At 47.1% G+C, this 25,302-nt stretch carries 22 protein-coding genes; 3 read left to right on the plus strand and 19 right to left on the minus strand.

Features of this window, described 5'->3' with window-relative positions; translation table 11 throughout:
- Positions 1–302 precede the first annotated feature (302 nt).
- Both JOE49_RS19840 and JOE49_RS26525 read left to right on the plus strand, forming a co-directional pair.
- The gene (locus JOE49_RS19840) at positions 303–737 is read left to right on the plus strand and encodes a hypothetical protein (RefSeq protein WP_209942589.1); all 435 of its coding nucleotides are present in this window, start codon (positions 303–305) and stop codon (positions 735–737) included.
- Entirely contained in the window at positions 721–1,047 is a 327-nt protein-coding gene (locus JOE49_RS26525) for a DUF6199 family natural product biosynthesis protein (protein WP_245248443.1), read from the plus strand. The genes JOE49_RS19840 and JOE49_RS26525 overlap by 17 nt, the downstream gene beginning before the upstream one ends.
- A 57-nt stretch (positions 1,048–1,104) precedes the next feature.
- Here JOE49_RS26525 and JOE49_RS19850 read toward each other — a convergent pair whose 3' ends face one another.
- From JOE49_RS19850 to JOE49_RS19935, 17 genes are all read right to left on the minus strand, one after another.
- Positions 1,105–1,290, minus strand: coding sequence for a hypothetical protein (locus tag JOE49_RS19850; protein ID WP_068942649.1), 186 nt, complete (start codon positions 1,288–1,290; stop codon positions 1,105–1,107).
- 365 nt (positions 1,291–1,655) lie between these two features.
- On the minus strand, positions 1,656–2,984 hold the full coding sequence (gene glnA / locus JOE49_RS19860; protein WP_013310575.1) for a type I glutamate--ammonia ligase: 1,329 nt from the start codon (positions 2,982–2,984) through the stop codon (positions 1,656–1,658).
- A 117-nt stretch (positions 2,985–3,101) separates the two neighbouring features.
- Complete coding sequence (locus tag JOE49_RS19865) at positions 3,102–3,515, minus strand: MerR family transcriptional regulator (RefSeq protein WP_007430683.1); 414 nt, start codon at positions 3,513–3,515, stop codon at positions 3,102–3,104.
- A gap of 83 nt (positions 3,516–3,598) precedes the next feature.
- Entirely contained in the window at positions 3,599–4,852 is a 1,254-nt protein-coding gene (locus tag JOE49_RS19870; RefSeq protein ID WP_209942591.1) for a methionine gamma-lyase family protein, read from the minus strand.
- 111 nt (positions 4,853–4,963) lie between these two features.
- Positions 4,964–6,250 (minus strand): GTPase HflX, encoded by a 1,287-nt coding sequence (hflX, locus tag JOE49_RS19875; RefSeq protein ID WP_209942593.1) that lies wholly within the window; start codon positions 6,248–6,250, stop codon positions 4,964–4,966.
- Positions 6,251–6,363: 113 nt separating this feature from the next.
- The gene (locus JOE49_RS19880) at positions 6,364–7,347 is read right to left on the minus strand and encodes an AAA family ATPase (RefSeq protein ID WP_025718768.1); all 984 of its coding nucleotides are present in this window, start codon (positions 7,345–7,347) and stop codon (positions 6,364–6,366) included.
- 115 nt (positions 7,348–7,462) lie between these two features.
- The gene (locus tag JOE49_RS19885; protein WP_209942595.1) at positions 7,463–8,158 is read right to left on the minus strand and encodes a YdcF family protein; all 696 of its coding nucleotides are present in this window, start codon (positions 8,156–8,158) and stop codon (positions 7,463–7,465) included.
- Positions 8,155–8,712 (minus strand): ribonuclease FAU-1 family protein, encoded by a 558-nt coding sequence (locus JOE49_RS19890; RefSeq protein WP_160790301.1) that lies wholly within the window; start codon positions 8,710–8,712, stop codon positions 8,155–8,157. The genes JOE49_RS19885 and JOE49_RS19890 overlap by 4 nt, the downstream gene beginning before the upstream one ends.
- 164 nt (positions 8,713–8,876) lie before the next feature.
- Positions 8,877–11,537 (minus strand): PBP1A family penicillin-binding protein, encoded by a 2,661-nt coding sequence (locus tag JOE49_RS19895; protein ID WP_209942597.1) that lies wholly within the window; start codon positions 11,535–11,537, stop codon positions 8,877–8,879.
- Between the two features lie 190 nt (positions 11,538–11,727).
- Positions 11,728–11,973 (minus strand): RNA chaperone Hfq, encoded by a 246-nt coding sequence (gene hfq, locus JOE49_RS19900; RefSeq protein ID WP_023989043.1) that lies wholly within the window; start codon positions 11,971–11,973, stop codon positions 11,728–11,730.
- Between the two features lie 20 nt (positions 11,974–11,993).
- A complete protein-coding gene (miaA, locus tag JOE49_RS19905; RefSeq protein WP_023989044.1) occupies positions 11,994–12,974 on the minus strand; it encodes a tRNA (adenosine(37)-N6)-dimethylallyltransferase MiaA in 981 nt (326 codons plus the stop codon).
- Entirely contained in the window at positions 12,958–13,809 is an 852-nt protein-coding gene (locus JOE49_RS19910) for a class I SAM-dependent methyltransferase (RefSeq protein ID WP_028540709.1), read from the minus strand. The genes miaA and JOE49_RS19910 overlap by 17 nt, the downstream gene beginning before the upstream one ends.
- Positions 13,810–13,821: 12 nt before the next feature.
- Positions 13,822–15,996 carry a DNA mismatch repair endonuclease MutL gene (mutL, locus tag JOE49_RS19915; protein ID WP_209942605.1) on the minus strand — a complete coding sequence of 725 codons (2,175 nt, stop codon included), beginning with the start codon at positions 15,994–15,996 and terminating at the stop codon, positions 13,822–13,824.
- Positions 15,997–16,059: 63 nt separating this feature from the next.
- Complete coding sequence (gene mutS, locus JOE49_RS19920) at positions 16,060–18,879, minus strand: DNA mismatch repair protein MutS (RefSeq protein WP_209942608.1); 2,820 nt, start codon at positions 18,877–18,879, stop codon at positions 16,060–16,062.
- A gap of 110 nt (positions 18,880–18,989) precedes the next feature.
- A complete protein-coding gene (locus JOE49_RS19925; RefSeq protein WP_209942610.1) occupies positions 18,990–20,225 on the minus strand; it encodes a putative amidoligase domain-containing protein in 1,236 nt (411 codons plus the stop codon).
- Positions 20,226–20,357: 132 nt separating this feature from the next.
- The gene (locus tag JOE49_RS19930; RefSeq protein WP_013310588.1) at positions 20,358–20,915 is read right to left on the minus strand and encodes an outer spore coat protein CotE; all 558 of its coding nucleotides are present in this window, start codon (positions 20,913–20,915) and stop codon (positions 20,358–20,360) included.
- 126 nt (positions 20,916–21,041) lie between these two features.
- Positions 21,042–21,938: a LysR family transcriptional regulator gene (locus JOE49_RS19935; RefSeq protein ID WP_069080296.1), complete on the minus strand. Its 897-nt coding sequence runs from the start codon at positions 21,936–21,938 to the stop codon at positions 21,042–21,044.
- A gap of 115 nt (positions 21,939–22,053) precedes the next feature.
- Between JOE49_RS19935 and JOE49_RS19940 the strand changes: the two genes are divergently transcribed.
- On the plus strand, positions 22,054–23,370 hold the full coding sequence (locus JOE49_RS19940) for an amino acid permease (RefSeq protein WP_209942612.1): 1,317 nt from the start codon (positions 22,054–22,056) through the stop codon (positions 23,368–23,370).
- 21 nt (positions 23,371–23,391) lie between these two features.
- Here the strand turns inward: JOE49_RS19940 and JOE49_RS19945 are convergent, their stop codons facing one another.
- Both JOE49_RS19945 and JOE49_RS19950 read right to left on the minus strand, forming a co-directional pair.
- Positions 23,392–24,348 (minus strand): aromatic acid exporter family protein, encoded by a 957-nt coding sequence (locus JOE49_RS19945; RefSeq protein WP_023989050.1) that lies wholly within the window; start codon positions 24,346–24,348, stop codon positions 23,392–23,394.
- Positions 24,349–24,465: 117 nt separating this feature from the next.
- Positions 24,466–25,299, minus strand: coding sequence for an ABC transporter permease (locus JOE49_RS19950; RefSeq protein ID WP_013310592.1), 834 nt, complete (start codon positions 25,297–25,299; stop codon positions 24,466–24,468).
- Positions 25,300–25,302 lie beyond the last annotated feature (3 nt).

The following is a 25,302-nucleotide window of genomic DNA, read 5'->3' on the forward strand; positions in this document are numbered from 1 at the left end:
CTTCTTGTCCCCTATGGGTTTAAAACTTTTTAATGCAATGCTCCAAAATACTTTCATGGCATTGGCTTTGTATAAACGGTCTTCGCATCTTCATATGTCAGGCGAAAATATGCACTTTTCTCATCCCATCCGCCTCGTTTTGTAGCTAACCCTTTAGCAACAAGATCATTCCAAACCAATCGACCGTGTCACAGTAAAAATTGTTTTTGTCGGCTTCATGTTGTAGTTAAGCACAAAGCGTGCTCACCAAGCCCTCAACACTGAATATTTTCTGCATAAACTATCAAAAAGGAGATGAGATAATGACTAGATTGTTAGATGCTCGAACATCTCAAAATGCAAGCTATGGTAATACAATCTCAATTCCCTTGCCAGCCAATACTCCTGTAGCCATCGCAGAGCTTGGCTTAGACGTGACGGGCGCTGGGGAAAATATGCGTGTACAATTATCAGGGATTGCTGAGCTTTCATTTCCCACTACTCCACCATTTGACTCCGTTATTGCTATTTCTATTGTTAGAGGCACTCTCGACTCTCCTGTTGCTTATGCCCTTTACTCTGTTAGTGTCTCCGAGGCAAATCCCAACGCTGTGCAGGTCGTCACCATTAATGCTTCCGATTACAATGTCCCTCTACCACTATCAAATGAATTGGTGTATACCTTATATCTATTTTGCACAGCGGATGCCACCCGAATAGGAATAGAAAGTTTTAACGCGGTTGCCTATTCAGATTAAAATTACACCTTCAGATGGAGGGCAAAGCCCTCTTATTTTTCTTCTATCCGTCCTTGAGGGACGATACTTTCCATCTGTCGTTCTTTTTTGGTATAGTTTACTTAAAGGGGCTGATCCAATGGGATTCATGCTTATTCTTATTGCGATTATTTTTTTCTCGCTTGGTATTTTAAGTAAACGAAATCCCACTTGGGGATGGCGTGCAAACGAAGCCTGGAAGATCAAAGGTGACTCAGAACCAAGTGATGCTTACATTGATGACATGAAATTTAGAGGCTCTGTTCGATTCTCTTTGGGTTCTTCTTTTTAACATGTGGACTTTTGGTTATATTCCTGTAAGTTCTACTATCTGTTTTCAATCCTCAAATTACCCACATCCATAAGGCACTTGCTGTTTGGCGGCGACTCCCAAAATGTCACTGCTCACGTTTTCAAAAACAGAAATCTGTCTCTCATCCATAGCTTCCAGCAAACGAACTTCCTTAATCTTCAAAGACCGACTGCCGCTGTAGTAAGTAGTAAAAATCATTTTTCTCGCATAGTATTTACTCATCTAACCAGCCACCTATAAGGAAGAACAATGTAGAAACTCGACTCGTCACTTTGGAGTGTGAGTAGCTTAGAAGAGCCAGTATACCCGAGTGTAATGACTTCATTTTCTAAGACTTTCAAGGCATCCAACACATATTTGCATTCAACGTTAGTTTGAAATTTTTTCACAGCCGACGTTTATGCACACATCTACAAAAAAATAGAGATGAATAGCATGGAGAAATATGAGTCTTTTACCGGGAGTCTTCTTCAATAATATTTTTTTATGGGGAGATTGTGGGGAGAACTAATTAGTCTCAAATGACGGATGGATTACACACACAAAAAAAAATCCCTCAACGCTTAGAGCGCCAAGGGATTCCCATTTTAGTAAAGAGTCAGATATTGATCACGTTCCCATTGATGCACTTGGGTGCGATACATATCCCATTCAATTTCCTTAAGCTCATAGAAGTAGGCCAGAGCATGGTCGCCCAGTGCGTCAGAGATAACTTCGCTCCGAATAAGCTCAGACAAAGCTTCTTTCAAGTCTGCAGGCAGACTTGGAATGCCTTCTTCAATCCGCTCTTCCTCAGACATTACGTAAATGTTACGATCAATAGGAGCTGGCAGAGCCAACTGACGTTTGATACCATCCAAACCAGCTCTCAGCATCACTGCCAAGGCCAAATAAGGATTCGCTGCCGGGTCAGGGTTACGAACTTCGACGCGAGTGCTCAGACCACGAGATGCGGGAATCCGAATCATTGGACTGCGATTGCTTGCAGACCAAGCCACATAACAAGGCGCTTCATAACCTGGTACGAGACGTTTGTAGGAATTTACCGTTGGATTCGTGATCGCTGCCATTGCACGTGCATGTTTAAGAATACCAGCCATATAGTGGCGGGCTGTCTGGCTTAATCCGAGTTCATCCGTTTCATCATAAAATACATTTTCATTATCCTTAAACAAGGATTGATTGCAGTGCATACCGGAGCCATTTACACCAAACAAAGGTTTTGGCATAAAGGTAGCATGCAAACCATGCTGACGAGCAATCGTCTTAACAACGAGCTTGAACGTTTGAATCTGGTCGGCAGCTTTAATTGCATCTGCATATTTAAAGTCAATCTCATGCTGACCAGGTGCAACTTCATGATGAGATGCTTCAATTTCGAAGCCCATCTCTTCAAGCTTAAGTACAATTTCACGACGGCAGTTTTCACCTAGATCCATCGGAGCCAGGTCAAAATACCCGCCTTGGTCATTCAGTTCTGTAGTTGGCTCGCCTTTTTCATCCGTTTTGAACAAGAAGAATTCAGGCTCTGGTCCGACATTCATCGAAGTATATCCCAACTCTTCTGCTTCCTTAAGTACACGTTTCAAGATACCCCGCGGGTCGCCTGCAAACGGAACTCCGTCCGGCTTGTAAATATCGCAGATCAAACGAGCTACACGATCCGAGGTTACCCAAGGGAATACAACCCAAGTGTCCAAATCCGGATATAAATACATATCAGATTCTTCAATACGCACATAACCTTCTATGGAAGAACCGTCAAACATCATTTTATTATCCAATGCTTTTTCCAGTTGACTAACTGGAATTTCAACGTTCTTAATAGTGCCCAGCAAATCTGTAAATTGCAAACGAATAAAACGAACATTTTCTTCTTTCGCAATCCGAAGGATATCTTCTCTGCTATAACTCACTCTAACCTCTCCCTTTCTGTAACGACTATATACGAATCGGCTGTTCTATAAATTACTTAAATGATGAGACCAGGTTTTAAAGTAAAGCGACCTTATACCAGGAGGTAAGTCAAAGCATTATCTCTTATTGAAGAACCGTGATAATTCGCCTTGGATCAGGGATACCTGTCCTGGTCTTTTGCCTGCAACAAGTTGTTGTTTCAGTAAGCGGTGAAGCTGAGTATCGGACATTTCACGGCGTTTGACTTCCGTATCTGCTGTAATAACCGTAGCTTCCTCCGATTCCTTGGTAACCGGATTCATGACTTGTTTAATTCCCGCAATGTTAACACCCTTCTCGATCAACGCCTTAATTTCAAGCAGACGCTCTACGTCATTAAAAGAAAAAAGACGTTGGTTTCCCGATGTACGGGCAGGAACTATCAAGTTATGCTGTTCATAATAACGAATCTGACGTGCTGACAAGTCCGTTAGCTTCATGACAATACCTATTGGAAATAAGGCCATATTTCTGCGAATTTCGTCGCCCATTTGTCATCAACCTTCCAGTGATCTATTATTCACCTTATTGTACATTTAGCTGATGCAAAGTGTCAATGACATGTTAGAAAAACTCACAATAATTTACGTTCTTTCATCGTTTGCAGAGCCATAAGCACTCCAAATTTAACATGAGAGTAGGTTAAGCCCCCTTGCATGTAACCAATATAAGGCTCACGAATCGGAGCATCCGCAGATAGTTCCAAACTTCCCCCTTGTATGAACGTACCTGCAGCCATGATAACTGGATGCTCATAACCCGGCATATCCCACGGCTCCGGCACCACATGGCTATCCACGGCAGCTGCACGCTGAATGCCCTGTACAAAAGCAATTAGATGCTCTGGTCCACTAAAAGAAATAGCCTGAATCAAATCCGTACGCTCTTCATGCCAGGCAGGTTTGGTCTCAAATCCCATCTCCTCAAAGACCGCAGCTGCGAATACGCTCCCTTTAACCGCTTGCCCAACCAGTGTTGGAGCAAGGAATAGTCCCTGAAATATGCCTCGTGTAGTACCTAGCATGGCACCTACTTCTCCACCGATTCCAGGTGCAGTTAATCGGTAGGATGCTAGCTCTACATACTTTTGTTTGCCGCAGATATATCCACCCGTTTCTGCAATGCCACCACCGGGATTTTTAATCAACGAACCTGCCATCAAATCGACACCTACCTGAGTAGGTTCCAGCTTCTCGGTAAATTCACCGTAGCAATTGTCAACAAAGACAATGACGTCAGGTTTTATTTCCTTCACACGTGCTGTCATTTCTTCAATATCTGCTACACTAAACGAAGCTCTCCAATCATAACCGCGTGAACGCTGAATACCGATCACTTTGGTATTGGCATAGATCGCAGCCTCCACCGCTTCCCAGTCCACTTTACCTTCCGCTGTCAGTACGGTTTCTCCATAAGTAACACCAAAATCCTGCAATGATCCTGTTCCGTCGCCGGGCTTACCAATCACTTTGTGGAGGGTATCATAAGGTCTCCCAGTAATGTACAACAGTTCATCCCCTGGACGCAGCACACCAAATAAAGCAGTGGCAATTGTATGAGTACCCGAGGCAAAATGCGGACGCACCAACGCTGCCTCCGCACCGAACACATCCGCATAGACTTCTTCCAGCACCTCACGTCCCCGATCATTGTAAGCATATCCCGTAGAACCCGCAAAGTGAAAATCGCTCACTTGCTTCCGCTGGAATGCCTGAATTACCTTCCACTGATTTGAATCTACAATATGATCTATGTGCTGTATACGTTCTTGTATTTTATGTTCTGCAGTTTCCTGAATTTTCTGAATTTCTGGACTAAAAACTACCATTTACCTTCTTGACCCTCTCTCTTACGCAGCCTTAGGCTATTCATGTTATATTATTGTTCACTTTGAACGATGAGCATTTTCATTTTATTGACCCAAAAACATCATTAGATGTTAACCTTCTGTGAACTCGCTGAGTGCATGACCGTACTTTTCGTACTCGCCTCTTTGAATTTCAACCTCATAAATGACATCATTGCCATCATACTCTGTCAGCAGTACATCTCCGATTCGATAAAGCACCGAGGTTAAATCCCCACGTTCCGCAGGAATGCGGAATCTCCGCGTATCACCGCTCAGATGCTCTTGAATCAGTTCACGAATGTGCAACAAATCCCCTTCATCAAAAGCACTAATTTTCAAATAGCCCTCCCCAGAAGGAAGCATTTCCAGTTGCTCAGGGGTACAGGCATCTTTTTTGTTAAATAATACGATCTGAGGCTTGTCCGCAGCCCCTAGCTGCTGCAAGATCGTCTCTACAACTTTCATCTGTTCGTCTCGCATATCCGAGGAAGCGTCCACGACATGCAAAATGAGATGAGCCTCATTCGCCTCCTCCAAAGTAGCCCGGAAGGAAGCAACCAAATCATGAGGAAGATTTTGGATAAAACCGACTGTATCCGTAAGAATAATTTCTTTTCCACTCGGTAGCTCCATTGTTCTGGAGGTAGGATCCAGCGTCGCAAACAGTTGGTTCTCAATATATACATCGGCTGCTGTCAGTTGCTTCAACAGCGTCGATTTGCCCGCATTGGTATAGCCAACAAGTGCAACCTGAACAATACCGCTCTTTTGTCTGCGCTCCCTGTGCAAATACCGGTGACGAGTCACTTCCTCCAGTTGGCGTTTCAGATCACTGATTCGGTCACGAATATGACGACGGTCTGTCTCCAGCTTGCTTTCACCAGGACCACGTGTTCCGATTCCGCCACCGAGACGCGAGAGATTTTTGCCATGTCCAGACAATCGGGGGAGTAAATATGACAACTGCGCCAGTTCAACCTGAATAATACCTTCCCGTGTTTTTGCACGTTGAGCAAAAATGTCCAGAATCAACTGTGTCCGGTCAATAATTTTGAGATCCAGACTTTCTTCCAGATTTCGTACCTGAGCTCCCGAGAGCTCCTGATCAAAAATAGCTGTATTCGCTCCCAATTCTTCAGCAACTGCACGCAATTCCTCTACTTTTCCTTTGCCAATAAACCATTTTGAATCCTTGGCTTCCTTATTCTGTGTCAGGACGCTCAGTACTTCAACTCCCGCTGTCTCAGCCAATTTCACCAGCTCATCCAACGAGTATTCCGTATTGATGCCAGATCGTTTGACTTCATCCGTAATCAGACTGACCAGTACCGCCTTGTCCTGCATTTCAGTTTGTGTATCATGAGTGGAGTTCGCCATATTGTTTGCTCCTTTATTTTCATGTCAACTCTCGAACAGAGACCGACCTGATGTTCAGGCCGGCCCCCGTTCGATGTCATACCATTCGATGTGATTCAGATTCCTATTATCGCCTATCTTTTGTCCATTTTCAAATCCTCTGGACGCAGCGTCATCAATTCCTGCTTGCCGGGTTGCCCGCTCCGGTACTGATTGAGCAACCTGACAGCTTGGTGCCGAATCGCTTTTTCAATCACGTTACGAACATAGCGTGCATTACTAAATGCATGAAGACTGTCATTACGCTCGTTTAGCAAATGCTCCTTCATTTTAATTATGGACTGAGGCATGAGAATATAATCCCGCTCCTTGGCCATCATCTCGGAAATTTGGATAAGCTGATCTACAGTATAATCAGGAAAATCCAACTGGATTGGAAAGCGAGAAGGAAGACCAGGATTCGTTCGTAAAAAAAAGTCCATTTCTCCCGAGTATCCAGCGAGAATCAAAATAAATTGATTTTTTTGATCTTCCATGGACTTTACCAAGGTATCAATCGCTTCTTTTCCAAAATCCTTTTCCCCTCCGCGTGCCAAACTGTAAGCCTCATCAATGAACAACACGCCGCCAAGAGATTTCTTTACCAGATCTCGCGTTTTCTGTGCAGTGTGCCCAATATACTCACCGACCAGATCAGCCCTCTCCACTTCAATCAGATGACCTTTGCTCAGTACCCCCATTTTTTGCAGCATTTTAGCGATAATGCGGGCTACTGTCGTTTTCCCCGTACCTGGATTTCCTTTGAAAATCATGTGATATACGTGTGCATTGCTCAACAATCCCGCATCCGTGCGCATATGGGCGATTTGCAAAAAGGCATATACCTCAAATACCAGGTCTTTGATGTTATCCAAGCCGACGAGATGATCGAGTTCTTTCTGAATTTCCTGATAAAGACTGAGATACTGCGGTAGCGCCTGTGACTTGGTTGAAGCCACTGCTTCCGTCTCGTCCACAGTCACCGAAGCTATCGGCTCCGGGCTACGCAGCACGACATTAATTTGTCTGGAAGGTCTCTCCTCCGACCGCTTGCCCGCGGCGATTCCCCGTCCGTTCATGCATCCATCACCTCAACATTTCTTCAGGCACAGCTTACCCTATTAATGTATTCGGTCTGGCATGTCCTTATTAGCATAAAAGCAACGGGAACGTGCACAAAGCCTTTTCTTAAATTCAGGCAACCCAAGTTTGAGCGCTGATCCACCACCGTTGCAGCGTCCATTTAGCGTATGCCAATACTTCTCTTGATTGATGAATTGGCATATTCAGCACTTTGGATTCCGTCAGAGCCATCTGAGGATGATCAAAATTCAAGAATTGAGCAATCTCCATCGCCCGAGGGCCATGATAGCTATGTGTAATGATCACGGTGGAGGTCCATCCATATTCCTTCATAATGCGCTGGCTATAGAGCAGATTTTCGTAAGTACTGGTCGCATGGTTTTCCAACACAATATGCTGTACAGAGACCCCTTTATCTACCAAATAGCGTTGCATGCCCTCAGCCTCCGTATACGGAAAATCTGGTTTATCCAGTCCCCCACTTACAATTAGACGCTGTACCGTCCCGTTGCGGTATAAGTGCAAGGCTTCTTCCAGCCTTTCCTTCAATCCAGGGCTGGGCTCAGCTCCCCACATAGAAGCACCTAGTACGATACCAATTTGCACTTGCTGGAGCGGAGTGGTAGAGGCGGCCGTATTCATGTTCCACACTCGGATACCTGCCCATACCAATCCGACCAAAATGAAAATCATCAAACAAAGTACAAGACGCTTGGATACCATAAATATTTTCTTAAGGCGACTCTGCCTGCTTTTCAACTCAGGACGTTTGGGCCCAGTGTCTTTAATCCACTGCAAAACTTTCACCGTTCTCTCTTGAAATCACCGTTGTAAAACCATTCTGCCCGGTGTTTCAGCGACATTTTAAAATAGGGGAACACGTGGGCATCTATCTGATGTAACACATCAGCCGCCGTACGGTTAGCCAATTCTGCCTCTTGTGTTGAGATATGCCCCCGTTGTAACGCCTCCTCCAATTCATCCTCATCCACTAGAAAGATTTCACCGTTTTTAAGCACCACAACATCCAAATACAAATCGTCAAACCATGGGACTCCTTGATCGGTCACACCCTGATTTCGGCAGGTATCAATATACCATTCAACGATTTGCTCCCGATTGTCAAACATAGCAGTCACCACATAGTGCTCACCTTTTGGATAATATTGCAGCCAGGAATATCCTTTATCGGCTATGCAAAACGTATGACCACCGTAACTTTTCCATAACGGCTCCTTGAGACTCAAAATTGTATACAGGGTCACATATCCTGTAAACGCGTCACTTTCTACATACCGGCAAGCAAACTTGCGATTGGTGATTCTGCGCCAGTTGGCCCGGTCTCCGAATTTGCGCTTCATAAATGATGTTCCTCTCCAACATTGGTAAAACCAGCTTACCATATTTAAACTGTACACTCAAAAAGAACCCCTTTATAACAGCAAAAAAGGTATTCTCAGACCGTGAACTGATCCGAGAATACCTTTGATTTGAAGCAAATTCAACTTGCATAAAGCAATACTTACTAATTCCGATTGTGACGTCCACGATTGGAGTTCGAATGACCGTTGGAATTGCCTTCTTGAGTTCCATCGGTTGTGACTTCAGTCGTAGATGCATCCGTATTTTCTGGATTTACCATAGTATCTTCATCAGAAATCCCTGCATCCGGCGTAGTAGTCTGACCATTTCCCTGATTAGTATCGTTTCCATTGCCGGAATTGCCACTATTGCTACCTGTGCCTCCAGCACCATTCCCATTAGTATCTCCAGGAGATACCGGAACCTGATCTGAGCCATTATTGTTATTGGTACCGCCAGGAGTTGTATTTCCCTGATCTGTACCGTTTTGTCCGTCTGTAGCCCCGCCATTATCCGGTAAGGTTCCATTCTCGTTTGGATCAGTCCCTGGCTGTGGATCAACCGGAGTTGTCTCTGCCGGAATTTCCACACGGATCGTATTAGAAGCTTCGGATTCTTTACCATCCGCCCCATAAGCTACTACATAATATTCATACGTGTTTCCAGCTATAGGAGACGTGTCTTCACCACTCGTGCCCTTCATCGCCTCCATGATTGCTGCAAAGCCTGTATCGGAAGTCCCTTTGCGATACACACGGTATTGTACATTATCCCCCGTAGCTGCAGTCCAGGATAACGATACAATTTGGGTGTCCTGACTATAAGACCCGCTCAGTCCGCTCGGAGCGGTAGCCTGAACCGGCTCTTCTGGCTTCTGCTCAACTGGTGGTTCATATCCCTTCGGCTCGCTGAATTGCGTAACCGGGTGTCCCTTGAGAGCTTCACCCATAACCCTTCCGAAAAAGGCTGCCGACTGCCCACTGTAGTTTCTCAGCATATGCTTGCTGTCCGGCTTGTCATAACCCATCCATACCGCTCCGGTATATTCCGGTGTATAACCGACAAACCAGATGTCCCGGTTACCACTGTTACCGCTAATTCCACTTTGGGTCGTACCCGTTTTACCAGCTACAGGCCAGTCAATACGTGCTTTGCGACCTGTACCGCTATTGACTACATTTTGCATCATTTGTGTCATTTCATAAGCCGTTTTTTCACTCATTACAGATTTAGTTTCCTCTTCATGAGTATAAACAACTTGATCATCACTATTGTTAATTTGCTTAATAGAATAAGCTTTTTGGAATTGTCCTTTATTGGCAAAAGCGCTGTACGCCTGCGCCATTTCAAGGGTATTCGTTCCTTTGCTTAATCCACCCAATGCGATAGCAAGTGAGTGATCATTTTTGTCCATCGGAATGCCTACGCTCTCGGCAAATTGAACCCCTTTTTCCACACCGATTTGGTTCAGCAACCATACAGGCGGAATATTTTCAGACTTCGTAATGGCGTCGAGCATGCTGATGGTCGACGAGTAACCATGCAAGTTTTTCGGACTGTATCCGTTAAAACTCTGGCGTTCGTTACTCAAAGGGGTATCCATCGTAAACTTACCGGATTCAAGAGCTGGCGCATAGGCTACAATCGGCTTAAAGGCCGATCCTGGCTGTCTGCGGCTCTGTGTCGCACGATTGAAGGTCCCCTTTTTGTAATCCCGTCCGGGCGCCATCGCGGCAATTCCACCTGTTTGGTTGTTAATAATGACCATCGAGGCTTGAACAGGCTGATCGTCAGGACTTTTTTCGAACATGTCATCATCTGCCATCGCCTGGTCCAGCGCATTTTGAGCCTGGGCATCCATTGTGGTATGAATTTTATAACCACCAATAATCAGATCATTACCGCTAACTCCTGGCAACGCATCCTCTGCCTCATCCATGACATATTCCATAAAATTTTGATACTTTTGAACTTTTTCCGGCTGTTTGTAATCGTAATTTACAGCTTTGGCCTCTTCCATCTCTTGCTTCCCAATCATCCCTTGCTCAAACATCAGCTGGAGAACCACAGCACGCCGGGCCTTTGAGTTTTCTGGGTTACTAATCGGATTATACTTGGATGGCCCTTTTGGAATAGCTGCCAGTGTAGCGACCTGCCACAATTTTAATTTATTCAAATCCGTTTGCCCAAAATAGCCTTCCGACGCTGCCTTAATTCCAGAATACGAGCGTCCAAACCAAATCCGGTTCAGGTAAAGTGTAATAATTTCATCTTTAGTCAAATTCCGCTCCAGCGCCATTGCGATGGATACCTCTGTCGCTTTACGGAAAAAGGTTTTGTCACGTGTCAAAAACAAGTTTTTGGCCAGCTGCTGAGTCAGCGTACTGCCACCCTCCACTGCCGAACGGGCCACGATATCCTTAACGGCTGCCCGGCCGATAGACCAAATATCAACCCCTTGATGCTCCATAAAACGCTTATCCTCGGTTGCGATAAATGCTTTTTTGAGCAGCGGTGGAATTTCTTCACTTTTGACAGGATCGCTTTTTTGCACAGACAACTCACCCATGAGCACACCGTTGCGGTCATAAACCTTCGATGTCTCGTTCACTGTAATTTTGTCCTTGTTGGCTTTGTAAATTTTTTCGCCATTAACCATGACAAATAAGTATCCACCAAGTGCGCAAAATATGGCTAACGCCGCTGTAATAAATAGCGTCCACCCCACTCGCTTACCTGTTATTTTCTTTTTCTTGCCCTTCGGCTTCTCTTTAGATGTGTTTCTATTGCGATTGCCGGATCTGGACAATGAATCGTTTGGCATTCCCCTGACTCCCTTTCGCGAATAATCATATGATACCTAACATAAGCTTAAAGCTTGCTGTCGGCAGCATGAAAGTAAACGGAATGAAAAGAACAACCCTGATCAGGTTGCTCCCGGTCACATTCCTATACAGTTAGACGAGACGGGCGCCTGAAAAGTTTCATGAACCCGGGCGACCGTCAAGCCGTAATCAGTTATCGCTAGCGTTATCCTGTTGCTGTACAAGCGATACATTGCGTTGCGGTGTAAAGGTGGAGATGGCATGCTTGTAAATCAGCTGTTGCTTTCCATCCGAGTCGATAACAATCGTAAAATTGTCAAATGCTTTAATCGTCCCTCGCACCTGAAATCCATTGATGAGGTATACCGTTACAGGTATAGAATCCTTGCGCAATTGATTCAGAAACGTATCTTGGATATTAATGGACTTGTTCATTTTAGCCGTACCCCCAATAATCATTTGGATTGTTTTGAAGTATATTCAAGGTCTGTCCGGAACTTTCCTGCTATAATTTCGTGTATTCGGGCTGCATGAGCAGAAAAATTTCCGAAATCAGTGACATCTACCCACTGGATATCCTTCATATGGCGAAACCACGAGAGCTGTCGCTTCGCAAAATGACGCGTATCCCGTTTTAGCCAAGTCACCGCCTCTTCCAAAGACACTTCTCCCCGCAGGTAGGAGGATATCTCTTTATAGCCTAGACCTTGCATGGAGATGGCATCGCTTCGCACTCCCCGTTCCATTAAGGAGGTTACCTCAGCAACAAGCCCTTGATCGAGCATCCCGTCAATTCGGTCTTCAATACGTTTATATAGCATTTGCCTATCCATTGTCAAACCTACAATGCAGAGTTGGTAGGGAGATTCCTTTTTTTGACTGGCAAGTTGAGAGCTTAGTGTCGTTCCGCTAACATGGTAAATTTCGAGTGCCCGAACGACACGACGACGATCATTAGGATGCAAACGAAGTGCACTTTCGGGATCAACCGCCTGTAGTCGCGCATGAAGCGCCTCAGCTCCAAACTGTTCGGCATAGTCAAGCTGTTCCTGACGAAAAGCTTCGTCAGCCCCTACCTCGGAAAACTGGTATTCATAGCAGACTGATTCTACATATAAACCTGTTCCGCCTACGATAAACGGTAGCTTTCCTCTAGATTGAATATCAGGTATGAGACGACGACAGTCTTCCTGAAATTGGGCTACTGAATATGGGTATTCTGGCTCATGAATATCAATTAAATGGTGCTTGATTCCTTCCATTTCCTGTTCGGAAATTTTGGCGGTTCCAACGTCCATACGACGGTATACCTGCATGGAATCCCCGGAAATAATTTCTGCGTCAAATTGTCGAGCCATCTCGATGCTTAGTTTCGTCTTGCCAACCGCAGTCGGGCCAACAAGAACAAGTAGTTTAGGCTTAGGTGCCACTGTCAATATCAATCACTCCGTACACTGTTTTCGTTGTGCCCCGCTGCTCCACACGGAAGCCGAGGCGGGCAAATTCCCCGCTACCCCGTTTTTCTTTTAATACAATTGTTTTTCGTGCAATCCGTTTCGCATGAATAATACTTTCCTCACTCAACGCGTCTGGGTTAGCCAACCCTCTCAATGGACCGATTGCGCTGGAATCGAGCAACGGATCACGGAACATAGGGTCAAAGTAAATAATATCTATACTGCGATCCGGCAAACTACGCAAATAGTCCAAATGATGACCAAAACGAACGTCAATGTTGGAAAAGGCCTGATCTACTTCAGCGTTGCCGGAACGGTAATGCCTCATTCCATCCTTGATTAAAGCATAGACGGGGAAAGAACTCTCCACAGCCGTGACTTGTCCAGAGCTTCCAGTTCCAATTGAAAATAGAAGAGAATCCGTACCAAGTCCTGCGGTGCAATCCAGCACAATATCACCCGGGACGATCCGGGCAGCCGTCAACATCGGGTCAGGTTCACCCTTTAATACTCGTTTGGCGCGAATGAAGCCCATACTCGGGTGAAAAACCATCGGTGATTGTTCTGGACTAATCAGCCTCACTCCGCCCTGCACCAGAACCAACGCTTGACGGACTCTGTGAGCCGCAATTAGCTTAGCTACCGATATGCCACGACGAGGGGCATACAGCACCCCTAACTCGGCTGCAAGCAGCTTCGCTCGCTCCATAACCTCTGCCGAGGGGGAATCCCCTGTCGTGACCAGTAATTCGACTTGCTTCTCCCGTAGCCTCGACCGCTCTTCTTCTTCACGGTTTTCCCGATCCTGCAACATATATATACTCCCTTACATTACTCTTTTGAACAGCTTCTCTAAATCATATGTGGAAAAGGAAACCACAATAGGTCGCCCATGAGGGCAAGTATATGGTTGTTTGCACGCTGCCAAACGCTCTAGCAGCACGATAGCCTGTCGGTCAGTCAGCTTCTGGTTTGCTTTAATCGAAGCCCGGCAGGAGCACATGATTGAGGCTGCTTCCCGCAGCTTAGCAAGATCAATGGCTCTTTCCTCCAGCACCCATCCGGCCATTTCCTCAATGACATCCGCTTCTTCCCCTTGGGGAAGCCAGTACGGGTAAGAACTGACACGGAAGGTTTGACCGCCAAAATGCTCCAAATACACCCCCGCCTGTTCAAACCAGTGCAGCCTTGTTTTCAACTTTTCCGTCTCGGAAGGCGTAAAATCCAGTGTAATTGGCAGTAGCAGTTCCTGCGATACTGACGCAGGATTGCCGAATTTTTCATAATAAAATTCATAATTCACCCGTTCATGCGCGGCATGTTGATCAATTAAATACAAGCCCTGGTCGTTCTGCGCAATCAGATATGTCCCATGGTGCTGACCGATTAAATTCAGTTCAGGAAAAGTGGGCAACTCTGGAGCTTCTCCCGACACCGCTGCCAATTGCTCGGCATCTAGACGTTGCTGGCGCGGCTTCTGATCTGCGAAATGACGGGAGTCCATAGCGTGTCCCGCAATCGGCGGCATAGAAGATGGGTAAGCAGCAGAAGCAGCCGTTTCCTGTACCCCTCCACTGTATAAGGAAGATGTACCTATTGCGGCATTATCTCCTTCGGACGACTGTACAGTCGCTCCATCAGGGAGCGGCACGTCCCCTCTAACTTCACTCCCGCTGTTTTCTTCTACAAAATCTGCATCCAGTTCATCATCACTAATACTTTTACCTGAAAGGTTGTTTGCCCGTCCAATGACTGAGAGGCTATCCCTGCTCGGACGTTGCTCACGCTCCTGGCTACCTCTGTTATTCTCTTCGTTTCTGTTCAAGTAATTGGATTGGCGCGGTACCTGGCTCTCCGGCGAAGTCACGGAAAGTGGCAGTGCTCCCCCCCGGTCTTTGCCGGAAGGAGCATCCCCTTCCGCACCATTTCCCTTCGAGAAGTGAAACTGCTCCTGCACAAACGAGCCACTGTCCTTGCCACCGATCTCGCGCTTGACTGCCTTCGGAATCAGCACTTGCTGCCCTAAAACAGCTTTTACCGAATCTTCAACCAGCTGAAACAGTTCAGCTTCTTTGCTGAACCTTACCTCCAGCTTGGCAGGATGAACGTTAACATCCACCAAAGAAGGATGCATTTCCAGTTGGATCACAGCCAGCGGAAAACGATTGATCGGCAACAAGGTATGATACGCCTTGAGCAACGCCTGATTGAGCCCGTAGCTTCGCACAAAACGTCCATTCACTACCGTCGAGATCGCATTTCGATTTGATCTCGTCCACTCTGGACGGCTGACATAGCCGCTAATTCGGTAATCGAGGCTCTCTCCTTCCAGCAGCAGCATGGATTTCGCAGCAGAAGTTCCGTAAATAGCGGCAATCACCTGCAGCAAATCACCATTACCCAGCGTTTGCAGCAATGTATTGCCATTATGCCGCAATGTGAAGGCTACTTCTGGATGCGAAAGCGCCATTCGATACAATACATCCGAAATGTGTCCCAGCTCGGTCTGGATTGTTTTCATATATTTCAGCCGTGCAGGTGTATTATAAAACAGCTCCCGTACGGTAAAATCCGTCCCTTGTCTACTAGCAGCATCCTCGTGAAGCAACAGCTTACCGCCCTCAATCACTAATTTACGGGCACGTCCGTCATCTCCGGCTGCTGTAAGCAACTCTACTTTCGATACAGCCGCAATACTTGGCAACGCCTCTCCTCGGAAGCCGAGACTTGTGATCTGAAACAGGTCGCGACCATGTCCAATTTTGCTTGTCGCGTGCCGATAGAATGCCGTTTCCACATCTTCAGGCTCAATGCCACTTCCATTATCCGTCACCCGGATACTTTGCAGGCCGCCCTCTTCTACCCATACGTCCACCCGCGTGCCACCTGCATCAATCGCATTTTCCACCAGCTCCTTCACGACGGAGGCTGGACGTTCTACGACCTCACCGGCAGCAATCTGGTTCGCAATATGTTCATCCAGTACCCGAATTTTAGACATCCTTTTAACCTCCTCCTGACTTCAAAGTGTGATGAAAAATAAGAATAATGTCACTTATTTTAACTACAGGCCATTAGCCTTGTTTTTAAGATCATTTAATAGCTGCATTGCCTGTAAAGGAGTCATATTCATGACATCAGCATTTTTCACTTTGCGCAAAATTTGGCGCACAATCGGATTAGCCTCTACTGTCTCTGCGTGTGACTTGGAGGAGGCAAGCTCCTGCTCTCCGAAAATGGACAGCTGTACCACTTCGGTTGCTCCTTGCTCCAACGTGCTGGAAGTTTCCACCGTCTGCAGATTATCTTTTTTTATCAGGGTGGCCTGCTGTGATAAAGACTGAGCTGATGATGCAGTTTCTCCGCTTTCTCGCAATGTCTGGCCTGAATTATATTCGGTCAAAGAAGAAATATTTTCTGTCCCTGAAACTGTACGAAGATCAGTCCCTTCCTTCCCTCCTACTACTGTCTCGGTACCTGCCGTTACTTGAGCCGCTGCCTGTTCAAAACCATTCAGCAGTCCATTCGCTCGCTCAATAATGTTATTGGGCAAGCCTGCAAGCCGAGCACAATAAATACCATAGCTACTGCTAGCCGCTCCCGGTATGAGCTTGCGCAAGAAATTCACCTTGTCGCCGCTTTCCTGCACGGCCATAGAGTAATTTCGCAGCGAAGACAGGCCTTGCTCCAAATGCGCCAGCTCATGGAAATGCGTGGATACCAGCGCCTTACAGCCGATCGTGTCATGGACAAATTCGATGACTGCCTGTGCAATTGCCATTCCTTCACTGGTGGATGTACCTCGTCCCAGTTCATCAATAATGATCAAGCTTCTCGGAGTTGCCTTGTCCGTCATTACTTGGATATCTGCCATTTCGACCATAAACGTACTCTGCCCGCCGATGAGATCATCCGCCGCGCCGATCCGTGTAAAAATACGATCCAGCATCGGCACCTTGGCACGTGCAGCAGGGACAAAGCAGCCAATTTGAGCCATAATTGCAATAAGTGCAACCTGACGCATATACGTACTTTTCCCAGCCATATTCGGCCCAGTGATAAGTAGAATATGCGCATCGGCTTCCTCCAACACCGTGCTGTTTGCGATAAAACCGCCATCTTTCATTACGGCTTCCACCACGGGATGGCGCCCCTGCTCCACTACGAAATCATATCCTGTAGTCAGCTCAGGTTTCACAAATCCCCGTTCCGAGCTAACCGAAGCCAGCGACTGATACACGTCAATTTCAGCAACTTGTTCTGCCAGCTTTTGCAAACGTGGAATTTCAGCGTTCAGTTTACTGCGAAGCTCGGAGAAAAGCGTGTACTCCAGATCAACCATTTTATCCTCGGCTTCCAGAATTAGAGATTCCTTTTCCTTCAACTCCGGTGTAATATACCGTTCCGCATTCGCTAGCGTCTGTTTGCGTTCATATCGACCTTCTGGTAATGAAGCCAAATTGGATTTGGTCACTTCGATATAATAACCAAATACTTTGTTGTATCCAATCTTAAGTGACCGAATGCCGGTTGCTGCACGTTCCTTGGCCTCTAGCTCAGCGATCCAACGCTTACCGTTCACACTCGCCTCGCGCAGTTCGTCCAGACGCTGATGGTAGCCTTCCTTAATAAGACCTCCATCCCTTACGGAAATCGGCGGTTCATCCGCCACCGCTTCCTCAATCAACGCACACAGGTCTGTACAGCTATCCAACGTTTGTGCAATTCGTCTCAGCGTCTTCGAAGGAGATTCAGCGCACAATTCGCGTAAAGACGGAATTCGGGCCAGCGACAGCTTGAGAGCGATCAGATCACGTGCATTAGCACTACCAAAGGCGATCCGCCCAACTAGACGCTCCAGATCGTAAATCTCTTTAAGCTGAGCACGTACATCCTCTCGGAAAATAAACTGGTGGTATAGCTTGTCCACCGCCTCCAAGCGCTCCTCAATAAGATTGCTGCTCAACAGCGGCTTGTCAATCCAACGACGCAACAGACGCGCTCCCATGGAAGTCTCTGTGCGATCCAACAGCCACAGCAGCGAGCCTTTCTTTGAGCGTTCACGTACCGTCTCCACCAGTTCCAGATTCCTGCGGGTAAATGGATCCAGAATCATAAAATGGTTTGGCTCATATACCGAGATTTGGGTCAATTGGCCTAACGATCTTTTTTGCGTTTCATTCAAATAGGAAATCAGGCGCGATACGCACCGTCTACGTTCCTCAGTAAGCCTTGCCCATGTGGCTTCGCCAAATTGATCCCGAACCAGATCATCCTTGGATTTGTCCCAAGCCGTATACACAACGCGCCGTCCAACGGGGGACATACGGGATGTCACAAAATCGAGCAGATGACCATCCCCCAACATTTCGGAAGGCTCATAAATGTTAATTTCATCTAGTAGCCATTCTTTCGAATCAGGCACAGAGGTCACATACAATTCACCTGTTGACAAGTCGCACGCCGCAAGTGCCAGCATCCCGTCCGTCTCTGTGACACATACCATGTAGTTGTTGGATTTGTCGCCCAGCACCTTGCCTTCCATTACCGTACCCGGGGTCACAACGCGGACAATATCCCGCCGCACCATCCCCTTCGTAGCTGAGGCTTCCTCCATTTGCTCACATATAGCCACTTTATAACCCTTCTCAATGAGGCGCTGTATGTAATTTTCCGCTGAATGATAAGGCACGCCGCACATCGGAATTTTTTCCGTGGCGCCACCCTCACGACCCGTAAGTGTAATTTCTAGCTCCTTGGATGCAAGAATTGCATCATCGAAAAACATCTCGTAAAAATCTCCCAGGCGGAAAAACAAAAATGCATCTTTGGCCTGCTCTTTTATGGATAAATATTGCTCTATCATCGGTGTATATTTGGACATACCGTTTACTAACCCCCACACTTTGTTCCGTTTAAACTTATAATTATCTCTCATTATATCAAAAATGACAGTCGATAACATGAAACCATTCCTGGTGTCGACACTTCATTTTACGTAAGCTTCCAATACGGGCGCAAATCCCGTGATTCATCCCACTGTTTCCCCTTGCGGAGGCTGTCCAGCAATGGCGCTACATAAGCTTCATATTGCGAGTATATTTCCAGTGAAACCATGTCCAAAATAAGAGGTTCCATATACTCTTTAAGGACAAGTTGATTTCCTTCATAAAAGGCTCTGTGAGCCTCCTCCTCACCCAGCGGCCTACGTTGCAAACGCGGATATTGAGAGGCAATGAGAAACGCCATTCCAATCACACCTTTCGCCAGCTGTGGCGAGATAAGAAAACTGGGCAGTGTACGATATTCAAAGCCTCCATACGACTGACGGCGAAAATCACCTAAATTGCCATAATGCGGTCTGCGCCGAGTCGCACGCTTGTCTTCCAGTAGCGCCAAAGGCAGTGCCAAATAGTTATCTAGTGCCCGAAGCAAGGCACCGTTTAGCGAAACCCCGCTGAAATGCAGATGTCCGCCCAGCGGAAAACCCGGTTGTGGCATCCCCCCTGCCTGCCAGATGAGTGTGTGGTCGGCAATGCGCCGGGCTGCTGTTGCAAAAGCTTGACGCAGGTGCTTCAGCAGATGGGCCGGATCTCCACTCGGCGCAGGGCGAAGCTCAGCGACTGGATACAGTGTTCGTCCTCGACGAGTAACAGCATCGCAGCCGGCTATGCCAAGACGACCCAAATATCTTGAGGCCGGAACGACCCGTCCCTCGGGCATACGAACCAGCACAAATTCAGGGTCCATTCCGATGAGCAGTCGATCTCTTCCTCGTTGCGCTGAAAGATTCTCACCCTCAACATCCCCTTCGCGCGCAGCAATTTCATATAGCGTGGCCAAACGTCTATCGTTCAGCCATGGCTGTGCCGAGATTTCGCGCACCTGACAGCTGCGCTCCCCCAGCGGCGTCAGTACCACCTCACCACTGTCCAAACCCAGTGTGTACAACGCTCGTACAGCCAGCCGCTCCATCCGGACATAGAGCGGTGAATGTTGATCCAGTTCAGACAGATCGTATGCGCGGACTTTGGAAGGGCCTTCGATGGCACGTCTACGAATTTCCAACACTCGCAGTTGATGGATTTGCACCGCGTAGCCTATCGCAAAATCTGCTATACTGCTATCCATCCACTGCACCGCTATGCCTGAACGCTCCAGTCTACGCTTTTTTTCATCATTTGGCATCTGTCTGAAGCGTATGAGCGCCTGTCCCGGCTGCTGCATCATATTCCCCCCTACGGACTACGTACGGATTTCAACCCAAATTCAACCCATAATAACAAAAAAGGAGGGCCTTTGCCCCCTGCGCAGAATCAGCCGGCGCAAAGAGTAAAGCGGCCCTCTTTTTGGTTACTTCTGTCAGAGCTCGTCGTCAATGAGGTCGGGGTCGAGCTCCTCATAGTCCCCCTCTTCCGCTCCAAAATCAAAGTCTTTGTCAAAATCATCGCTGCTACCATTCGGGAATACTTCTACAACAATCTTCGTTTCCGCCACCAGCTCCACCGCAAATTCCCGCTCGACCCGGATCATTACGCTGCCACCTCCAGAAGACACACTGGCCTCGACGCAACTCGGCTCCTGTGTAGCTTCGGCGGATACTTCCACTGTAGACGCCCGGTGCTTCGGATCAAGATACGAGAGCGGCACATTTTCCACGTACGACACCGTTTCCTTGGCCACATCGGTCTGCGAGTTTTTATCGTATGAGTACCAAATATTGATATCATACGTCCCGACGACCTCAATGCCGTCCCCCGCCGCCACAGCTTCATACTGGTGGTTAATAATCCATGCCCCTAAAATGCTCGTCGGATTATTCGGCGGAGTTACGGTATGGGTTACGGTAGAGAATCTGCGACCTTTACCACAGATCGCTTTGGTAATAATCTCTCTACGATTTTTATGACTTAATGCCATTCTTGAACCTCCTCCATACAATCAATCATTCCATACATATGTATGCAGGTTGTGGGCGAATGTTGAGTGAATAGGCGAAAAGGAAAAAATATTATTTGTATAAGCATATGCCGCGATGGCTTGAACTCATGCACGCCAATGTGTTACATGCTGCTCAACGATCTGTAAAAATTCACTAAGAGCCGGGGATTTCCACTTTTTCGTGTGATAGGCGACCTGAGTAGCCACCTGCTGTTCACTGTCATCCCAGGCTAAACGCGCCATTTTACCTTCTCGCAGCTCGTTTTGTACCGTTACCAGCGGAAGCAGCGCGATACCCAATCCAGCCATGACACACTGCTTGATGGCTTCAATACTCCAAAATTCCAGGCTAGGGTCTGAAAAAATACCGTGTTTATTCAAATACTGCTCAAAAAGGATACGGTACGTACATCCTGCCTCCGTATGCAAAATGGTTTCGTCTTTCAAGTCAGCAGGCTCTACCCGGGTATAGGTAACCAACGAATGCTTAAGTGGAGCAACCAAGGCCATCGGCTCATGAATAAGCGTGGTGACATTCAGTTCTCTATCCTCCGTCTCAGGCTGAAGCAAAAAAGCCAAATCCAGCTCACCGGAGCGGATCAAATCGCGTAATTCCCAGCATTCGCCGGGTTTAAGGACAATTTTAACCTTCGGATACCGTTCTCTGTACTCACGGATCAGACTCGGTAGACGAAAAGCGGCCAGAGACTCTGGTGCTCCTATTTTCAGCGTGCCTGCCAATTCCGTTTCTGAACGAAGCGCATCCTTGGCCATAGCATGCATCTTGGAAATTTCCTGCGCATAGGGCAGCAGACGTCGTCCGGCATCCGTCAGCATGATTTTCTTGCCAATGCGATCAAAAAGCGGCGTACCCAACTCTGCCTCCAGCGTTTGAATTTGAGCAGTGATACTCGACTGTGCATAATCCAGTATACGCGCTGCTCGCGTAAAACTGCCTGCCTCAACTACATTTAAAAAGGTAAACAAATGCCGCGATTCCATAATCCGCTCCTTCAATCGGTTTTTCCGATGCAAGCAATCGTTATATTCCGTTTTTCCGATAGATTGATTATCTGATAAGCTGGAGAAAATAACAAGAGAAAGAAGGCTTTTCTGCATGACAAATGAAAGTAAACTTCAATCCACCATTGGTCTTCCACAGGCCATTGCACTCTATATCGGAGCTGTACTGGGTTCGGGGATATTGATTGTGCCTGGACTTGCCGCCCAAATGGCGGGACCGGCATCGCTGCTGGCATGGGGCTTTATGACCCTGCTCATCCTGCCAATGGCACTTTCCATGGGTCTTCTATCCGCCAAATTTCCGAATGCGGGAGGGGTATCGCATTTTGTCACGTTGGCCTTTTCACCACGTGCTGGTGCTTATATCGGGTGGTTTTTTCTCATGTCGGTTCCGATTGGGGCACCTGTTGCCGCACTCACTGGAGCCGGCTATATGACCGCAGCCATGGGCTGGGGAGATGAAAGCCGTATGATGTTAGCCGCTGCTATGTTGGCGGTGGGCCTGATCATCAATTGGATCGGCATGAAGGTCGCGGGACGTATTCAGATCGCTGTCGTCATAGCTATCGTTGCCGTCCTCATATTCGCCATTGCCGCAGCACTTCCTCAGATGGAAACAGTCCATTTCACCCCGTTTGTTCCACATGGCTGGTTCCCTGTCGGTCAAGCGGCCACGATTCTGTTTTGGTGTTTTATCGGTTGGGAGGCCGTGTCCCATATGTCAGAGGAATTCACCAATCCCCAGCGGGCGGCCGTTAGAGGTGTGACCATTGCAGCCGTCATTGTCGGTTTGCTATATTTCTTAACTGCGCTGGCTACTGTGGGCACACAAAGTTACCTTGCAGGGGATTCGGATGCTTCGCTCGTATGGGTGATTAGTCGGGCTATCGGGCCATGGGGCGCGATAATTGCAGGCTTGACGGGTATCTTTATTTGTACCGCTACTATTATTGCTTATGTTGGTGCCGCTTCACGTGTCGCTTATGCTTTATCCCGGCAAGGACAGGCCTTTCGCTGGATGGGCATATTATCCCAACGATTCCATACCCCTATCGGGGGCATCGCTTTTCTTAGCGTCTGCTTCGTGATCATTATGGTGTTGTACGGTAGTGGTACTGTTTCACTCATTAACCTGATCCAGTTCCCGAACGCCACCTTTATTCTGACCTATCTAGGAGGTTGTGCAGCAGGAATTAAGCTTCTGCGTGGTAGTCGCTGGGGCGTTGCCATTAGTTGGATATCGTTCATCTCTACGGCGATCGTTTTCCCCTTTGTCGGATGGGCTATGCTGTACCCTTGCCTGATCACCGCTGTCTTATGGATCACAGACCGAATTCGGCACAAACGGACTTTGAGTCATCCGACTTCTACCATCACTGAACAAGAAAAGGCTACTGTCCGTCATGGATAGTAGCCGCTTAAGGCCTTTACTCTAATTTTTCACTGGAGTAGGGGCCTTGTCCTTTTTCGCAATTTTCAAATACTGATGAAGCTCATGTGTAAGCTGCAATAATGCCGAACGAATCTCAAATTCCTCCCGGGTTGCGGGAAGCTCCATTGCTTTAAATTCTTCACGAACCTGCTCCAGCAGCTTCTCAGTCTGTCCTGTATAATGTCCAGCCAAAACGTCATTGCTAAGCTGGTCGAACAGCTCGGCCAGCAGCTTGGCCTGCGGCATATGCTGATACATTTGTGCGATCAACTGCATCATGTTTTGGATCGAATCCAGCTGTTCTTTTCGCATATAAAAATACACATTCCAGCCCTCTTGGGGACGAAGCATCTGATTTTCCAAGGAACGCCCTGCCTCCGTAACCCCTTTGGCTATCACGCTGTTCGCTTCAATAACTTCCTTGCCATCCCATATGTATGCTGGACTACGTAGCGTATTGGCCATATTTCTGAATATAACAGAAAATGTCCGATCCACCTCCTGCCGAATTTGTTGCATTGTATTATCAGAACCCGGCATATAGGCTAAGTTGACAATCATCGCGGAACCCAGTCCAATCACTAGCAGAGCTAGCTGGGTCAGCAGTACTTCCATATCAATCACGCCGCCGCTGAATACGCGAAAAACCACGACCGAGCCGGTGACGATTCCTTCTTTAAAGCCCACCCGTACAATGACTGGAAACGCCGTTAAAATATATAATGCTAGTACCCAATCATGAAATCCGAATACCACAAACAAAACACAAGCAAAAAGAAGCCCCACGACGGATGCAAAAAATCTCGCCGAAATGGTACGGAGACTTCTCTTGCGTGTGACATCCACCCCCAAAATCGCTAAAAGCCCTGCTGAGGTGGCTCCATGAATGCCAAAACCCTCCGCAATAAGTACGGCCATTAATGCGGCAATAGCCGTTTTAATCGTACGAAAGCCCATGAAAAAATTCTGTCCTCTCTAGATGAAATCTGTTTCCACATTTTCATGAATATTAAGTATTTCATTTTCATGGTACTTTATTTTCACGTTTTACACAAATGTTCAGAAATTTTATTATTACCGATGAGGACGACCGGAAAGCAGACGATGCTCCACATACACGACCGCCTGATACATCAGTGTAGCTACGACAGCAATGATCAACAAACTGGACATAACCAGCGTGAAATTGAACACCTGAAAACCATAGATAATCAAATAGCCTAAGCCGTTTTTAGCCACCAGAAATTCACCAACTATCACGCCAACCCATGCCATACCGACATTCACTTTCAGCGTAGAGACGATTGCAGGAAAGGATGCAGGTAAAATCACCTTTTGAAACGTATCCCGGCGTGATCCGCCAAACGTGCGAACCACTTTGATCAGATTCGAATCGACTTCCTGAAAGCTGTTGTATACGACTAGTGTCGTAATAATGACCGTAATGGAGAGGGTTGTCATTAGGATAGCAGTAAATCCCGCCCCAAACATGACGATAAAAATTGGACCTAGCGCCACCTTAGGCATACTGTTGAACACGACCATATAGGGATCAAGCACCCTCGACAAAAACGGTGACCACCAAATAAGTACAGCCAGCAACGTACCTAACAGTGTACCGAGTAAAAACCCCGCCATCGTCTCTCCCACGGTGACACCTACATGTCCCCATAATTCACCACTGACCGCATCCTTACCGATCTGGGTGAAAATTTTACTCGGATAGCTGAACAGCAGTACATCAATCCACTTCAAACGGCCTGCAATTTCCCATAGCACAAACAAAAGCAGTAAAATAGCTGTCTGTACACCTGTCACTAACCATCGCTGCGAACGCCTGCTGCGTAAATACGCCTGATGTAGTCCTTGAATCCAACGTTGCTCAAGCTGATCCGCTTCGTCCTTCATACG

Origin of the sequence: Paenibacillus sp. PvR133, from assembly GCF_017833155.1 — a bacterium.
GTDB lineage: Bacteria > Bacillota > Bacilli > Paenibacillales > Paenibacillaceae > Paenibacillus > Paenibacillus polymyxa_B.

Excerpts from the sequence above, each read along its gene's own strand:
- JOE49_RS19930 (WP_013310588.1), bottom strand. The coding sequence starts at position 20,915 with ATGGCATTAAGTCATAAAAATCGTAGAGAGATTATTACCAAAGCGATC.
- JOE49_RS19940 (WP_209942612.1), top strand. The coding sequence starts at position 22,054 with ATGACAAATGAAAGTAAACTTCAATCCACCATTGGTCTTCCACAGGCC.
- JOE49_RS19865 (WP_007430683.1), bottom strand. The coding sequence starts at position 3,515 with ATGGGCGACGAAATTCGCAGAAATATGGCCTTATTTCCAATAGGTATT.
- JOE49_RS19880 (WP_025718768.1), bottom strand. The coding sequence starts at position 7,347 with ATGAACGGACGGGGAATCGCCGCGGGCAAGCGGTCGGAGGAGAGACCT.
- JOE49_RS19910 (WP_028540709.1), bottom strand. The coding sequence starts at position 13,809 with ATGTTGCAGGATCGGGAAAACCGTGAAGAAGAAGAGCGGTCGAGGCTA.
- JOE49_RS19945 (WP_023989050.1), bottom strand. The coding sequence starts at position 24,348 with ATGGGCTTTCGTACGATTAAAACGGCTATTGCCGCATTAATGGCCGTA.
- JOE49_RS19870 (WP_209942591.1), bottom strand. The coding sequence starts at position 4,852 with ATGGTAGTTTTTAGTCCAGAAATTCAGAAAATTCAGGAAACTGCAGAA.
- JOE49_RS19895 (WP_209942597.1), bottom strand. The coding sequence starts at position 11,537 with ATGCCAAACGATTCATTGTCCAGATCCGGCAATCGCAATAGAAACACA.
- hfq (WP_023989043.1), bottom strand. The coding sequence starts at position 11,973 with ATGAACAAGTCCATTAATATCCAAGATACGTTTCTGAATCAATTGCGC.
- hflX (WP_209942593.1), bottom strand. The coding sequence starts at position 6,250 with ATGGCGAACTCCACTCATGATACACAAACTGAAATGCAGGACAAGGCG.
- JOE49_RS19935 (WP_069080296.1), bottom strand. The coding sequence starts at position 21,938 with ATGGAATCGCGGCATTTGTTTACCTTTTTAAATGTAGTTGAGGCAGGC.
- JOE49_RS19850 (WP_068942649.1), bottom strand. The coding sequence starts at position 1,290 with ATGAGTAAATACTATGCGAGAAAAATGATTTTTACTACTTACTACAGC.
- mutS (WP_209942608.1), bottom strand. The coding sequence starts at position 18,879 with ATGTCCAAATATACACCGATGATAGAGCAATATTTATCCATAAAAGAG.
- JOE49_RS19925 (WP_209942610.1), bottom strand. The coding sequence starts at position 20,225 with ATGATGCAGCAGCCGGGACAGGCGCTCATACGCTTCAGACAGATGCCA.
- mutL (WP_209942605.1), bottom strand. The coding sequence starts at position 15,996 with ATGTCTAAAATTCGGGTACTGGATGAACATATTGCGAACCAGATTGCT.
- JOE49_RS19950 (WP_013310592.1), bottom strand. The coding sequence starts at position 25,299 with ATGAAGGACGAAGCGGATCAGCTTGAGCAACGTTGGATTCAAGGACTA.
- JOE49_RS19890 (WP_160790301.1), bottom strand. The coding sequence starts at position 8,712 with ATGAAGCGCAAATTCGGAGACCGGGCCAACTGGCGCAGAATCACCAAT.
- JOE49_RS19840 (WP_209942589.1), top strand. The coding sequence starts at position 303 with ATGACTAGATTGTTAGATGCTCGAACATCTCAAAATGCAAGCTATGGT.